Raw genomic sequence first — 13,889 nt, 5'->3', positions numbered from 1 at the left:
GCATCGCAGGGGGAGCGCTTCATCTTCGTCCATGACGGAAGCAACGCGCCAATACAGGAGAAGGTTCTCTCCGCGAAGAGGCAATGCTGCATTGCAACCATGCGAAAACATGGAGCCGGTGCCCTGGAGGATGCTGTCGGAAGCCGGCCGTCGACGCCTGCGTCGGCGGAATTCTTCCGGCCCGCCCACCTTTTCTTTCCGGAAGGTCCTCCTCTTGGTCTCGCCCGGCCGTCGCCGTGACGCGACGTCGCGTCGCCGCTGCCGGTTAGGCCGGCGACCGATCCGGCGTCCGCCCGCCGTCAGCCTTCCGCGTGGGCGGGCGTCCGGGTGCTCCCGGCTTCGGCGGCATCGAGCAGGACGTCCGGTGCGCGCAGCGTCCAGGCGACGCCGGCCGGCTCGAACGTGTAGTCGACGGTGCCGGAAAGGTTCTGCGCGGTCAGCCTCTCGATCACCACCTGTCCGAAGCCCGAACGGGTGGGTTCGGCGACCGCGGGTCCGCCGCGTTCCAGCCAGGACAGATGGATCCCGGTGGTGCCGACCCGCTGCCACCGCACCGCCACCATGCCCTCGGATCCGCTCAGCGCCCCGTACTTGGTGGCGTTCGTGGCGAGTTCGTGCAGGGCAAGCCCGAGGCTCTGCACCGCGCCCGTCTTCAGCCAGACCTCCTCGCCGTCGATCTCGACGCGATCGGAATCCGTGTCGACGAAGGGGGCGAGCTGGCGACGCACCAGCTCGCGCAGGCTGCCGCTGGTACCGGCCGCGCCGAAGAGCAGATCGTTGGAGCGGACGAGCGCGGCGATGCGGGCGTCGAAGCTCTCCTGGAAATCCTGAAGCGAGGTGCTGCGACGCAGAATCTGCCGCGCGATCGACTGCAGGACGGCCATGACGTTCTTGTTGCGATGGGCGAGCTCGCCCATCAGAAGCCTGATCTCGTCGACCTGCCGGCGCGACTGCTCCTCACTGGCCTCCAGCGCCTGCGTGCGGTCACTGATGATGTTGGCGGCCTGACGGATCGCATCGACCACGAGGTTCGCCTCGGCGATCGGCTGGGGAGCCGCCTCGATGGCGCGGCCGGCCGCGAGGTCGCTCGCCGCCACGCGCAGCTTGACCATGGACAGGGAGATCCGGCTGGCCAGGACGGTCGCCAGCGCGGTGCTCGCGAGCCCGACCAGCAGCGCCAGCGCGCCGAGACCGGTCATGCTGTTCCAGAACGGCGCGTCGAGCAGCGACCGCGGCACGCGCACGGAGGTCCGCCAGCCCGTCGTCGGCGACCAGCGGTAACCCTCCACCCATTCGGTCGCGTCGGCCCCGGACCGTTCGATGATGCCGGATCCGTCGTTGGGCAGGTCTTCGATGGACCTGGGCACGGCGATCTCCGTGCCGTCCAGCCTCTGCGCCAGCACGTTGCCCTTCCGGTCGGTGACGCTGACGGTCCAGCCCCTGACGAGCTGCTCCTTGGCGATGATGTCGCCGATTCGCTTCGGCGAGAAGGTTATCAGCAGGATCTGCTCCACCCGTCCCTCGGAGAAGACCGGAATCTCGACGTTGACGACCGTCTCGCCGGAGACCTTTCCGGTGAAGACGTCCGAGACGTAGGGCCGGCCGGTGCGGAAGACCGACTCGATGCCGTCGGGTTCGCCCACTCCCGGCAGCGGCGTCCCAAAGGGAACACGCGTATTGAGGAGCTGCCGGTGATCGCGGTCGACGAGAATGACGTGGACGTCGCGGTTGCGAAGCGCCGCCCTGGCGCGCGCGTGGAAGCCGGCGAGGTCGCCCGCGCGCAGAAGCTCGGAGGTCGCGAGCGTGTCGAGAACGGTCAGCCAGCCGATGACGTCGCGGTCGACGGAAGCGGAAATGTCCTGGGCCAGCCGCTGCAGACGGGCTTCGTTGGCCGAGAGTTCGGCCTGCGCGAACCAGCTCACGGCCAGCGCGGCGATGACGAAGAGCGGCAGCACCAGGATCGCCGCGAAGGCGATCAGGTGAAACCGCAGCGTCCTGGGCGCCGACGTGAGCCGTGCCAGATGGCGCGATAGCCGCAACGATCGGTTCCTCTCCGCCGTCCGGCCACGCCGGACGTTTCCCCGTGTCGAGGCCGCCGACGCGCCGGACGACCTCCCGGATGACTTTATGCCGCCCTCGACCCATGGATGCAATGGAAGCGGCGTGGACCCAGCGGAAGCAGGGTCCGGCCGGCGGGGCAGGACCCGGGTCAGCGCGCCAGCAGCGCGAGCGCGCGGGCGGCGCCGCCCTGGACGCGGTCGATGGCCCAGCCGAGGCCGTCCCGGACGGCGACGACTCCGTCGGCCGTGCGATAGACGAGATACTCGCCGGTGCGGCCGGCATAGGCGAAGCCGTTGCCGAGAACGCCGCGGCCTTCGTCGCGCCCCGCGTCGCCCGCGGTCTCTCGCGGCGCCTCCGCGACGAGCAGGTCGGCGTCGTCCTGGCGTTCGCACTGCGCCTTGAGGAGGGGATAGAGGCGGCCGGTTTCCGACTCCACGGCCGTCGCCAGCGCGGCCTCGCACTCGCCGATGGTGGCGAAGTGCCGGACCGGCGCGTCGATCGGCACGCAGAGGTGCTCGTCGCAGTCGCATCCCATCATCGTCAGCGCGATCAGAGCAGGTTTCAGCATCGTCAGGTCCTCGGATCCTCCTTCTCCCGCATAGAGAGCGATAGAGGCTGCAATTGGCTCGAAAGCGGGAAGAACTGTGGCGCCGCCGGCGATGGCGGCACGTCCGTTGCCCATTTGCAGCAAACCGGAGCGGAGCCGGTCGAGACGTCGCGGCACCGGTGGCGGATCCCTGCCGGCGCGGCTTTGCGGCGGCAGCCATTCCTGTCACAAAGGGATGCTAGCGGTTGCGGCGGGGATGAACGGAAAGGAACCGATTCGATGAAGATTGCAGTTCTCGGCGGCGATGGCTTCGTCGGCTGGCCGACCTCCCTGCACCTGTCCGGGCTCGGACACGAGATCCACATCGTCGACAACCTGTCGCGGCGCTGGATCGATACCGAACTCGGTGTCCAGTCGCTGACGCCCATGGATTCGATCCAGGAGCGCACCCGCATCTGGCACCAGGAGACCGGCCGGCGGATCCATTTCCATCTGATCGACCTCGCGCGGGACTACGAGGTTCTGAAGCGCTGGCTCGCCGAGAACCGCCCCGACGCGATCATCCATTTCGCCGAGCAGCGTGCGGCGCCCTATTCGATGAAGAGCGACCGGCACAAGAATTACACGGTCAACAACAACGTCAACGCCACCCACAACCTGCTCAACGCGATGGTCGAGCTCAACCTTGACGCGCACCTCGTCCACCTCGGAACCATGGGCGTCTACGGCTATTCGACGGTCGGCGCGGCGATTCCGGAAGGCTATCTCCCGGTGGGGATCGAGACCATGGCCGGAGAGACGGTCAGCCAGGAGATTCTCTATCCGGCCAATCCCGGCTCGATCTACCACATGACCAAGTGCCTCGATCAGCTGCTGTTCCAGTTCTACGCCAGGAACGACGGCGTGCGCATCACCGACCTGCATCAGGGCATCGTCTGGGGCACGCATACCGACCAGACCCGCATGCACCCGCAGCTCGTCAACCGCTTCGACTATGACGGCGACTACGGCACGGTGCTCAACCGCTTCCTGATCCAGGCGGCGATCGGCTATCCGCTGACGGTGCACGGGACGGGCGGCCAGACGCGGGCCTTCATCCACATCCAGGATTCGGTCCGTTGCATCGAGATCGCGCTGAAGAGCCCGCCGAAGCGGGGCGAGCGCGTCAAGATCTTCAACCAGATGACCGAGACCCACCGCGTGCGCGATCTCGCCGAGATGGTGGCACGGATCGCCGGCGGGCGGGTCGCCTACCTGCCCAATCCGCGCAAGGAGGCGGCGGAGAACGACCTCGTCGTGAAGAACGAACAGTTCCTGGCTCTTGGACTGGATCCGATCACGCTGGAGGCGGGACTGCTCTCGGAGGTCATCGACGTTGCGAAGAAGTTCGCCTACCGCGTCGACCGCTCGCGCATTCCGGCGGTCTCGGCCTGGACCCGCGACATCGCGCCGACGCTGGAGCGCGATCCGGAAGGCAAACGCCTGAAGAGCGTCGGGTGAGAAGCGCCGCGGCCGCATCCGAAGGCACATGATGCGTCACGCCTACGTCACGCTTGTCACCAATGCCGACTACGCCCGCGGCGCGGCGGCGCTGGTGCGATCGCTGAAACGGACCGGCACCGCCGCCGACATCGTCGTGCTCCACACCGGCGGCGTCCCGCCGTCGGCGCTCGCGCCGCTGGAGGTGCTCGGCGTGCGGCTGGTGGCGGCCGGGCTGCTTCCCACCTCGCATGCCTTCGACGAGCGGCATGCGCGCGACAGGCTGCATGCCGACGCACCCTTCACGAAAGGGGGCAAGCCCGCCTTCCACACGCCGCTCAACAACTTCGCCAAGCTGAGGCTCTGGGAACTCGAAGAGTACGGACGGGCGGTCTTCCTCGATGCCGACACGATCGTGCTGCGGAGCATCGACCGGCTGTTCTCCTATCCCGAGTTCTCCGCGGCGCCCAACGTCTACGAGAGCCTCGCGGACTTCCACCGGCTGAACTCCGGCGTCTTCGTCGCGCAGCCGTCTAGGGCGACCTTCGCGGCCATGCTCGAGCGCCTCGATGCCCCCGGTGCCTTCTGGCGCCGCACGGACCAGACCTTCCTCGAAAGCTTCTTCCCCGACTGGCACGGCCTGCCGGTGTTCGACAACATGCTGCAATACGTCTGGTTCAACCTTCCGGAACTCTGGGACTGGTCGTCCGTTCGAGTGATCCACTACCAGTACGAGAAACCCTGGGAAGCCGGACATTCGAAGGCCGAGCGGCTGAAGCCGCTCATCGACCTGTGGAAGGCCTTCGACGCCGACCTGCCGGTGCCCGACCCCGCGCTCCTTCCAGGGCCCGCGGGCGCGAAGGAGTGAATGCGTGAAGATCATCGTATCGGGCGGCACGGGCCGCGTCGGCCGTTTCGTCGTCGGGGACCTCGTGGCTGCCGGCCATGAGGTTCGGGTCATGGCGCGATCCGCCCCGCCGGCGGGGACGCTGCCGGGCGGCGTCGCCGTCGTGACCGGCTCGCTCGATCCCGATCTCGACCAGACAGCCGTCTTCGACGGCATGGACGGGTTCGTTCACGCCGCGCTGGATCACCTGCCGGAGCGCTATCGCGGTGGCGAGGGGGACGATCCGAACGGGTTCCGGCACAGGAACCTCGACGGCTCGATCGCCCTGTTCGAGGCGGCCCGGCGCGCTGGCGTCCGGCGCGTCGTCTTCCTGTCCAGCCGCGCCGCCTACGGCACGCAGGCGCCGGGGCGGGTGCTCGACGAAACGGTGGTCGCGCATCCCGACACCGTCTACGGCCAGGTCAAGCATGCCGCCGAGCGGGCGCTCGACATGCTGGGCGGCGACCGCTTCATCGGCGTGAGCCTTCGCGCGACGGGCGTCTACGGCACGGCTGCGGCCGGCCTGCCGCACAAATGGTCCGGTCTGATCGGCGACTATCTGGCCGGCACTGCGATCGCGCCGCGGGTCGCGACGGAGGTGCACGGCCGCGACCTGGCCGCCGCCGTCCGTCTCCTCCTGCAGGCGGACGCGGCCGATCTCGCCGACCGCCTCTTCAACGTCTCCGACCTCGTGCTCGACCGCCACGACCTCCTCGCGATCGTGCGGGACGCGACCGGCTGTCCCCATCCGCTGCCGGAACCGGCGGACGCGTCCGCACTCAACGTGATGTCGACCCGGCGCCTCGCCGGCCTCGGCTGGCAGGCGGGCGGACGGGCACTGCTCGAGGAGACGGTGGCGGCGCTTCCCGAAGTGCGCGGCGCGACAAGGTCCTGAAACGTCGGCCCGGCGGTCGCTGCCGGCGCTTTACCGCGCAGATTCGACCGTGCCGCGTAGTCCGGCCGCCGAGACGAGCGGCAGCGGCCGGCGGGCCGGCGGCGCCGCGGCCGGGCCGGGCCCGTTGCGGCCGCCGAGGAAATTCGCGATCAGGCCGGCGACGTGCTGCGGCTTCTCGACATGGGGGAGGTGGCTCACGCCCTCCAGCACCTCCAGCCGCGCCGCCGGGAAAAGCCGAAGAAGCGTCTCGCCGACCGCGACCGGAACGACGCCGTCTTCCTTCCCCCAGACCAGCAGGACCGACTGAATGAAGCTGCGATAGTTGTCGGGGTCGGCCGAGAGCGACTGGCTCTCGTCGGCATAGAACCCGGTCATCAGCCAGTCACCGATGGCCTGGGTGGTGCCGCGCATGAAGAGGGGCAGGCCGTACAGGTCGCTCAGGTCCTTCGTCACGACGGAGGGATCGTGGACCAGGCTCTTCAGGCCGATGTTGATCGCCAGAGGGTTGGTGAAGGTGGAAGAGACCGCGAGCGGCCGCAGGAATTCCATGCCGAGCAGCATCCTGCCCAGCGATCCTCCGGTCGCCCGGCCGGGTTCGATCGCGCCGCCGATCAGCACCAGCCGCTCGATCCGGGCGGCGTTCGCGAAGGCCGTCTCGACCGTCGCACCCGCGCCGAAGGAGTGGCCGACCAGCGAGAAGCGCTCAAGGCGCATCGCGTCGGCAAAGGCCGCCACCAGCGCCGCCTGGCGCGCCCGCGTGTAGAGCGCCGCCGACGGGCGATCCGACATGCCGAAGGGCGGCAGGTCGGGCGCGATCACCCGATACCCCGCCGCCGCCAGCGGCTCCGCCAATGCGCGCCAGGTGCCCGACCAGCCCATCGCCCCGGAGAGGAACAGCACGGGACGGCCGTCCTTCGGCCCCCATTCCTCGTAGTGGATCCGCAACCCCTGCACGTCTGCGAAGGTGGCGCCGGGCCCGGCGACCGTCTCGGGTCCGTAGCTCTCCCGGCTCGACGCCAGGATGCGAAAGCCGATGGCCGTGACGACGACGGCGACGAGGGCGATCATGAAGAGGTTGCGGAGGGACGGCGACATGCACCCTTTTTACGCGCAGTCCTTCTAACAATCGTAAACACGCGCGCGCGGAACGGCAACGCAGCAAGCATGTGCAACGCGCTGGCGGGGCGGCGGAACCGCTGGAGCCCGCCGCCGTGCCGTGGCTGACCGCTCGAAGACCGGGCAGCCCCGGCCGGCGAGCCGTCAAGGCCGCCGGTTCGCCGCCGATCCTGGCTGTTGCTTGCGACCGCTCTGCCCGGCTACGGCATCAGCGGCGTCTGCATCATCTGCAGGTGCAGCGCCTTGCCGTCGTAGGGATGGGCCTCGCAGACCGCCTCGTCGAGCTCGACGCCGAGGCCCGGTTCCTCGGACGGGATCACGTTGCCGTCCTGCCAGACGATCTTCTTCTTCAGGAGCGTCTCGTGGAAGCCGTCCCACTGCTTCAGTGCCTCGAGGATCAGGAAATTCGGCAGCGTGACGGCAAGCTGGATGTTGGCCGCGCCGACGATCGGCCCGCAATAGCAGTGCGGCGCGACCTGGATGTGGAAGGCCTCGGCCATGGCGGCGATCTTCTTGGTCTCCAGGATGCCGCCCGAGCGGCCGAGGTCGGGCTGCAGGATCGTCGCCGCGCGCTGTTCGATGACGCGCGCGAACTCGAACTTGGTCGTCAGCCGCTCGCCGGTGGCGATCGGGATCGAGGTGCCGCGGGCCACCTGCGCCATCACTTCAGGCATGTCGGGCGGCACCGGCTCCTCGAACCAGAGCGGATCGTAGGGCTCGATGGCGCGGGCCATGCGCAGCGCGCCCGACGCGGTGAACTGGCCGTGCGTGCCGAACAGGATGTCGGCCCTGGTCCCGACGGCCTCCCGGATCGCCTTCATCATGCGCGCCGACAGGTCGATGTCGACGAGGCGCGGCTGGTGGCCGTCGAAGGCGGTGTAGGGGCCGGCCGGGTCGAGCTTCACCGCGGTGAAGCCCTGGCCGACGTAGAGGGCGGCGCATTCGGCCGCCATGTCGGGATCGTTGTAGACGTTCTTCGGCCCGACGTCCTCGGTGTGGACAGAGCCCTCGTGCGGGTAGAGATAGGTGTAGGTCCGGAGCGCCTCGTGCACGCGCCCGCCGAGCAGCTTCCAGACCGGCTTGCCCGCCTCCTTGCCGATGATGTCCCAGCAGGCGATCTCCAGCGCCGAGAAGCAGCCCATGACGGCGGCGTCGGGACGCTGCGTGAAGCCCGACGAGTAGCAGCGGCGGAAGAACAGTTCGACGTCGTGCGGGTCCTGGCCGATGAAGTAGCGCTCGGCCATGTCCTCGATCATCTTCGCCGTCACATGCGGCCCGAAGCTCGCATTGTAGGCCTCGCCGTAGCCGGTGACGCCGCCGTCGGTCGTCAGCCGGACGAAGATGAAATACTTGCCGCCGATGCCGGGCGGCGGATTGCCCACGACCCAGGTCCTGACGTCGGTGATCTTCATGATGGGTCTCCTGGTTAAATGAATGGACGCGTCGCAGTCGCCGCAAGCACCCCCTCACCGTCATGCTTCGCATGCCACCTTGCCGGGGCGAGCCGCCTGTCTCGCCCGTCCTGCGGCCCCCCCAGCCCGGGGGAGAGGAAACGCAGCTTCGGCGTCGAGAGCCGGTTCTGCTCGCTTCGTGCCGAATGCACCCTTCGTAAGTTGCGGTTCCTCTCCCTCACGAAGTGGGGGAGAGGTGGCATGCGAAGCATGACGGTGAGGGGGCCTGCGACGGTCATCGTTGGCGCTGCCTTGTGGTTCCCGGCACCACATACCGCAGGTCGGTGGCAACGACCGGGTCCAATCGTCCGTCGAGTGCCGCTAGGATCGTTTCACAGACGGGCGCCAGATTCTTCAGCACGTCGACATTCCACATCCGCAGGACAGACCAGCCGTCGGCAACCATGAAATCGTCGCGAAGCCGGTCGCGGTCGTCGTCGACATGCTGGCTGCCGTCGATCTCGACGACCAGTCGCGCGCTCCGACAGGCGAAATCGGCAGTGTAGGGGCCGATCGGCAGCTGGCGGACGAACTTGTGCCCGGCGAGCCGCCGGTCCTTCAGCTCCGTCCACAGGCGAGCTTCGGCGAGGTTACCGCCGCGCCGCAGCCTACGGGCGCGGGTGGTCGCTCCCTCCGGACGCCGGCTGCGGCTCGCTTCCGTCATCACACGCGATCCCCCGGCGCCATCTCCGCACCCGTTCTTGCGGGCGCCGCAAGCACCCCCTCACCGTCATGCTTCGCATGCCACCTCTCCCCCTGCCCGGGGGAGAGGAAACGCAGCTTCGGCGTCAAGCGCCAGTTCTGCTTGTTTCGTGACGGATGCACCTTCCGTATGTGGCGATTCCTCTCCCTCACGAAGTGGGGGAGAGGTGGCATGCGAAGCATGACGGTGAGGGGGAATGCGACGGTCATGACTGGTGCTGCCTTGCATGTCCAAGCCGCAGCCGTCGGGCGCGCGCAGGCACGTTCCGCCGCCGGCTCCGACATCCCGCAGTCATCACCCCTGGTCCTCCAGCACGATCTCCGCGCCCTTCCACCCGGTCATGATCGCCGCGGCATTCGTGTTGCCGGAGACGTTCGACGGGAACACCGAGGCGTCGATCACGCGCAGGCCCTCCAGCCCGTGCACCTTCAGCCGCGGGTCGACCACGGAGGTCGCCGCGTCCGGCCCCATGCGGCAAGTCGAGACCGGGTGGTAGACGGTGCCGGAGCGCCTCCGGAAATCGGCGACGAGGTCCTCGTCCGACCGGACCGACGGGCCTGGCAGCACCTCCTCGGCGATCACCGGGGCCAGCGCCGGCATCGAGGCCAGCTTGCGCAGATACTTCACCGCGTCGAGCATCTCGGCCACGTCGCTGTTCGTCGAAAACGCGTTGGGCACGATCCGCGGCGCATCGTTCGGATCGGCGGAGCGGACGTGGATCGCGCCGCGGCTCGCCGGACGGCAGTTGGACAGGCCGATCGAGAAGCCCGGCCAGGGGTCGGGCGACAGGATCGGCCGCTCGCCGGGCTTCGGCAGCACGGTCGAGAAGACCTGGAAATAGAGCTGCACGTTGGGGCGCGGCCGCGAGGCATCGGTGCGGAAGAAGCCGCCGCCCTGGTTCAGCGACATCGACAGCGGGCCGGAGCGGGCGAAGAGGTACTGCATGCCGACCAGCGCCTTGCCCCACCAGGGGCGCAGCACCTGGTTCAGCGTCTTCTGCCTGGCTTTCCACGTGTAGTTGATGCCGAGATGATCCTGCAGGTGCTCGCCGACATTGGCATTGGCGTGAACGACCGCGATGCCGTGCTGTTTCAGGATCGCCGGGTCGCCGACGCCCGACAATTCGAGCAGCTTCGGCGAGCACACCGCGCCGCCCGAGAGGATCACCTCGCGGCCCGCCCGCGCCTGCAGCGTGCGGCCCCCCTTCTCGTATTCGACGCCCACGGCGCGGCGGCCCTCGAACAGGACGCGCGTCACGTGCGCGCCGGTCTCCACCCGCACGTTGCCGCGCTTCATCGCCGGGCGCAGGAAGGCGCGGGCGGCCGACATGCGCCGGCCGTCGCGGGTCGTCAACTGGTAGACGCCGACGCCTTCCTGGCTCCTGCCGTTGAAATCCTCGTTGAGCGGCAGGCCCGCCTGCCGGCCGGCTTCGAGATAGAGCCGCGTCAGCGGATGGACCTTGCCGCGCATGTCGGAGACGTGCAGCGGCCCGCCGCGGCCGCGCCAGGCGTTCGGGCCGGCCTCGTTGTCCTCCAGCGCCTTGAATGCGGGAAGGACGTCGTCGTAGCCCCAGCCGGGATTGCCGGCATCGCGCCAGTCGTCATAGTCCTCGCGCGCGCCGCGCACCCAGACCATGGCGTTGATCGACGACGACCCGCCGAGGATCTTTCCGCGCGGCCAGTGATCGCTGTTGCCGGCGAGGCCCGGATCGGGTTCGGCCTTGAAGTTCCAGTTCACGGCCGGGTCGAAGAAGGTCTTGCCGTAGCCGAGCGGCATCTGGACGTAGAAGCGCCGGTCGCTGCCGCCGGCCTCCAGCACGAGCACGGAGAAGCGGCCCGATGCCGACAGGCGCTCGGCGAGCACCGAACCGGCCGAGCCTGCGCCGACGATGATGAAGTCTGCTGTCTGCATGGCTGCGTGTCCGGCGCGCGTCCCCCTGGCGTACGGTCCCGGAGACTAGACCCGCGCCGCCCGTTCCGTCTTGCCCCCACAGCGCCGCCGTCTGTGAGAAAAACGACGGCCGGCCAGGCTGGCCCGCGCGTTGACGCGGCCGGGGACGCTCGCTACCACCGGGAGAGCCTGAACGGAGCAGACCAACGGCATGAGCGAGACCGGACCGACCCTGGCGCCCACCGGCGAACTCACCTTGCGCACGCTCGCCATGCCCGCCGACGCCAACGCCGCCGGCGACATCTTCGGCGGCTGGGTCATGGCGCAGATGGACCTGGCCTGCGGCATCCGCGCCGCCGAACGCGCCAAGGGTCGCGTCGTCACCGCCGCCGTCAAGGAAATGTCCTTCGCCAAGGCGATGAAGATCGGCGACACGCTCTGCATCTACACCCACGTCACCCGCGTCGGCCGAACCTCGATGACGCTGAAGGTGGAGGCCTGGGCGCAGCGCTATCTGTCGGACCTGATGGAGAAGGTGACGGACGCCGATTTCATCATGGTGGCGCTCGACCGGGACGGCCGTCCGACGCCGGTGCCGGTCGACGGCGCGTCCCGCTGACGCCATGCTCGACGCGGCGCGCCTGCAGCGTCTGCGCGGGGTCGCCCGCCGGCACTGCCGCGCCGGTCAGGATGCCGACGACCTGCTGCAGGACGCGCTGATCGTGGCCATCGGCGCCGGACGGCTACGCGACCGCGATCTCGATGCCTGGATCACCGGCGTCATGCGCAACATCGCCGCCACCGCGCGCCGGGGCGCGGCCCGCCGGGCGCGGCGCGAGGCGGCGTTCGTGGAGGTCGCCGGCGCCGCCGGGTTTCCGGAGGACGGGCTTGCGGACGGACTGCCGGCCGCCTTCGTCGCCGCACTGCCGCCCTCGCTGCGGATCGTGGCGCTGCTCGCGGGCGCCGGCGCGACGCGGGCCGAGATCCGGCACGTCGCCGGCATCGCCGACGAGGCCCTGCGCCAGCGCATCGGCGCGCTCAAGGCCCGCTGGCGCGCCCATCGCGCCACAAGCGACGACGACGAGCCGGGGCAGGGGGCTTCGGCGCGGCTGCCGCTGCCCTTCGGCGCGATCCGCCGGGCGCTGCTGCCCATCGCGCGGCGGCCGGGAACCGCGCTCGCCAGCCACGATCCCGACGGCCATCTCATCGCCTTCGATTTTTCTCGCATCCGTCCTCACGAAACGGCGGTCGGCGGCGATTAGGGGCGTCTGCACTCACAAGGAGGGATCCATGCTCGGACAGGCCCGCATCGGCAACATCTGCTACTACGTCGCCAATCTCGACCGGACGGAGCGCTTCTGGCGCGACGTCGTCGGCCTCCCCGTCCAGCGCGTCGAGGACGGCGACGAAGCCTTCCTGATCGCGTCGACCGCCGGCGGGATCGACCTGATCTTCTTCGTCCGCGAGGCCCGCCCGGGCGATTCGCCGATCATCGTCTTCACCCTCGAAGACGGCGGCATCGACGACGTCGCCGCAGCCCTGGTCGACCACGGCGCCACCATCGTCACCCCCGTCAGCCACGCCCCCGGCGGCTGGTCCGGCGACTATGCCGACCCGGACGGGCACGTGCTGTCGCTGTATCAGGTGGTGGAGAAGCCGCGGAAGCGAGGGTGACGGTCGAACGGTGACCCGGTGCACGCGACCGATCAGGCGAGGGTGACGCGGCGCAGCAGCCATTCCAGCGGCCCCTGGCCAAAGCGCTGCGCCCAGGCCGCCACCAGCGCCATGGACAGAAGCGCGATGGCCACCGACAGCGCCAGGATGGTCATCTGTCCGAGGTCGCCGAACAGGCCGAGCCCGTAGCCGCCGAGCACCAGTCCGGCCAGCACGCCCTGCAGGACGTAGCAGGTCAGCGTGTTGCGCCCGGCCACGACGACGAAGGCGGGCATGCGGACGGTCCTCGCGACGCGAAGGATCAGGCCGAGATAGGCGGCCGCCAGCAGCGGACCGCCGAGGGCCAGGCTGGCGAGGCCAGCCATCGCCACAGGCAAAGCCTCGGATCGGCCGGCGCCGACATAGACGAGGTTCACGATGAGGCCGGCTGCCAGGAGAAACGGCACCGCGCGCGCCAGCCGCGCGGCCGCGGCGTTGCCTTCCTCGAAGAACCCGGTCCGTGCCGCCGCCATGCCGACGAGGAAGGCCGCCAGCGCCAGATGTCCCTGAAACAGCACGAGAAACACGAAGACCGGTGGCCAGTCGCGCCACCGCGCGAGCACGGTCTCGACGTAGCTCCCGCCGAGGCCGGGATGGTCGGGCGGCAGGGGCGCGTCGGCGAGAACGACCACGATCACGGCCAGACAGGCCGCAGCGACGGGCACGAGAGCCATCGCCATGCCGAGCAGTCCCCGCACGGATGCGCCTTTCAGAGCCCAGGCGATCAGGCCCAGCACCGCATAGAGCAGCAGGATGTCGCCGGTGAAGACGAGCAGCGCGTGCAGGATGCCGAACAAGGCGAGCATTCCCAGCCGCCGCGAGTAGCGCCGTGCGAAGGATGCGCCTGCGCGGCGTGCCTGCAGGCTCTGGATCTCCAGCCCCCAGCCGAAGACGAAGGAGAACAGGAGGAAGAATTTCGCCTGGAACAGGAGTTCGGTTCCTTGCACGGCCAGCCGGTCCGGCCAGGCCTCGGGCAGTGTGAGGAGGGCCTGGGACGGCAGGGCCATGAAGGGCAGGTTGACGACGGCGATGCCGATCAGCGCCGCCGCGCGCACGAGATCGACGGCTGGGTTGCGGTCCGGCTTCATCAGCGCTACCTCTGTGGATTGAGCATATGCTCAATATATTGAGCGATTGCTCAATCCGTC

At 69.2% G+C, this 13,889-nt stretch carries 13 protein-coding genes; 6 read left to right on the top strand and 7 right to left on the bottom strand.

Annotated features, from left to right (window positions below):
- Positions 1-299: 299 nt before the first annotated feature.
- Together IAI54_RS10090 and IAI54_RS10085 are read right to left on the bottom strand one after the other, a co-directional pair.
- Positions 300-2,039 (bottom strand): sensor histidine kinase, encoded by a 1,740-nt coding sequence (locus IAI54_RS10090; RefSeq protein ID WP_187972214.1) that lies wholly within the window; start codon positions 2,037-2,039, stop codon positions 300-302.
- Between the two features lie 170 nt (positions 2,040-2,209).
- Positions 2,210-2,629, bottom strand: coding sequence for a hypothetical protein (locus IAI54_RS10085; RefSeq protein WP_187972213.1), 420 nt, complete (start codon positions 2,627-2,629; stop codon positions 2,210-2,212).
- A gap of 258 nt (positions 2,630-2,887) precedes the next feature.
- On the opposite strand from IAI54_RS10085, the gene IAI54_RS10080 reads away from it, so the two are divergent.
- Genes IAI54_RS10080 through IAI54_RS10070 form a run of 3 tightly spaced genes read left to right on the top strand, consistent with a single transcriptional unit; the run spans position 2,888 to position 5,868 of the window.
- On the top strand, positions 2,888-4,108 hold the full coding sequence (locus IAI54_RS10080; RefSeq protein WP_187972212.1) for an NAD-dependent epimerase/dehydratase family protein: 1,221 nt from the start codon (positions 2,888-2,890) through the stop codon (positions 4,106-4,108).
- 28 nt (positions 4,109-4,136) lie between these two features.
- Complete coding sequence (locus IAI54_RS10075; protein WP_187972211.1) at positions 4,137-4,955, top strand: glycosyltransferase; 819 nt, start codon at positions 4,137-4,139, stop codon at positions 4,953-4,955.
- Between the two features lie 4 nt (positions 4,956-4,959).
- Entirely contained in the window at positions 4,960-5,868 is a 909-nt protein-coding gene (locus tag IAI54_RS10070; RefSeq protein ID WP_187972210.1) for an NAD-dependent epimerase/dehydratase family protein, read from the top strand.
- Between the two features lie 30 nt (positions 5,869-5,898).
- On the opposite strand, the gene IAI54_RS10065 is transcribed toward IAI54_RS10070, so the two are convergent.
- The 4 genes from IAI54_RS10065 to IAI54_RS10050 form a co-directional block, all read right to left on the bottom strand.
- Entirely contained in the window at positions 5,899-6,963 is a 1,065-nt protein-coding gene (locus tag IAI54_RS10065) for an alpha/beta fold hydrolase (protein WP_187972209.1), read from the bottom strand.
- 221 nt (positions 6,964-7,184) lie between these two features.
- Complete coding sequence (locus tag IAI54_RS10060) at positions 7,185-8,396, bottom strand: mandelate racemase/muconate lactonizing enzyme family protein (RefSeq protein ID WP_187972208.1); 1,212 nt, start codon at positions 8,394-8,396, stop codon at positions 7,185-7,187.
- 274 nt (positions 8,397-8,670) lie between these two features.
- Complete coding sequence (locus IAI54_RS10055) at positions 8,671-9,099, bottom strand: endonuclease domain-containing protein (protein WP_187973101.1); 429 nt, start codon at positions 9,097-9,099, stop codon at positions 8,671-8,673.
- A gap of 333 nt (positions 9,100-9,432) precedes the next feature.
- Positions 9,433-11,049: a GMC family oxidoreductase gene (locus IAI54_RS10050; RefSeq protein ID WP_187972207.1), complete on the bottom strand. Its 1,617-nt coding sequence runs from the start codon at positions 11,047-11,049 to the stop codon at positions 9,433-9,435.
- Between the two features lie 190 nt (positions 11,050-11,239).
- Between IAI54_RS10050 and IAI54_RS10045 the strand changes: the two genes are divergently transcribed.
- Genes IAI54_RS10045 through IAI54_RS10035 form a run of 3 tightly spaced genes read left to right on the top strand, consistent with a single transcriptional unit; the run spans position 11,240 to position 12,702 of the window.
- Positions 11,240-11,647, top strand: a complete 408-nt coding sequence (locus IAI54_RS10045; RefSeq protein WP_187972206.1) for an acyl-CoA thioesterase — start codon at positions 11,240-11,242, stop codon at positions 11,645-11,647.
- A 4-nt stretch (positions 11,648-11,651) separates the two neighbouring features.
- Entirely contained in the window at positions 11,652-12,290 is a 639-nt protein-coding gene (locus IAI54_RS10040; RefSeq protein ID WP_187972205.1) for an RNA polymerase sigma factor, read from the top strand.
- A 28-nt stretch (positions 12,291-12,318) separates the two neighbouring features.
- Positions 12,319-12,702 (top strand): VOC family protein, encoded by a 384-nt coding sequence (locus IAI54_RS10035; protein WP_187972204.1) that lies wholly within the window; start codon positions 12,319-12,321, stop codon positions 12,700-12,702.
- Positions 12,703-12,734: 32 nt separating this feature from the next.
- On the opposite strand, the gene IAI54_RS10030 is transcribed toward IAI54_RS10035, so the two are convergent.
- The gene (locus IAI54_RS10030) at positions 12,735-13,829 is read right to left on the bottom strand and encodes a DUF418 domain-containing protein (protein WP_187972203.1); all 1,095 of its coding nucleotides are present in this window, start codon (positions 13,827-13,829) and stop codon (positions 12,735-12,737) included.
- Positions 13,830-13,889: the final 60 nt, after the last annotated feature.

Origin of the sequence: Aquibium microcysteis (assembly GCF_014495845.1) — a bacterium.
In the GTDB taxonomy this organism is placed as follows: Bacteria; Pseudomonadota; Alphaproteobacteria; order Rhizobiales; family Rhizobiaceae; genus Aquibium; species Aquibium microcysteis.
Note: the sequence above shows the minus strand (reverse complement) of the source record. Positions and strands in the feature narration are given on the sequence as shown.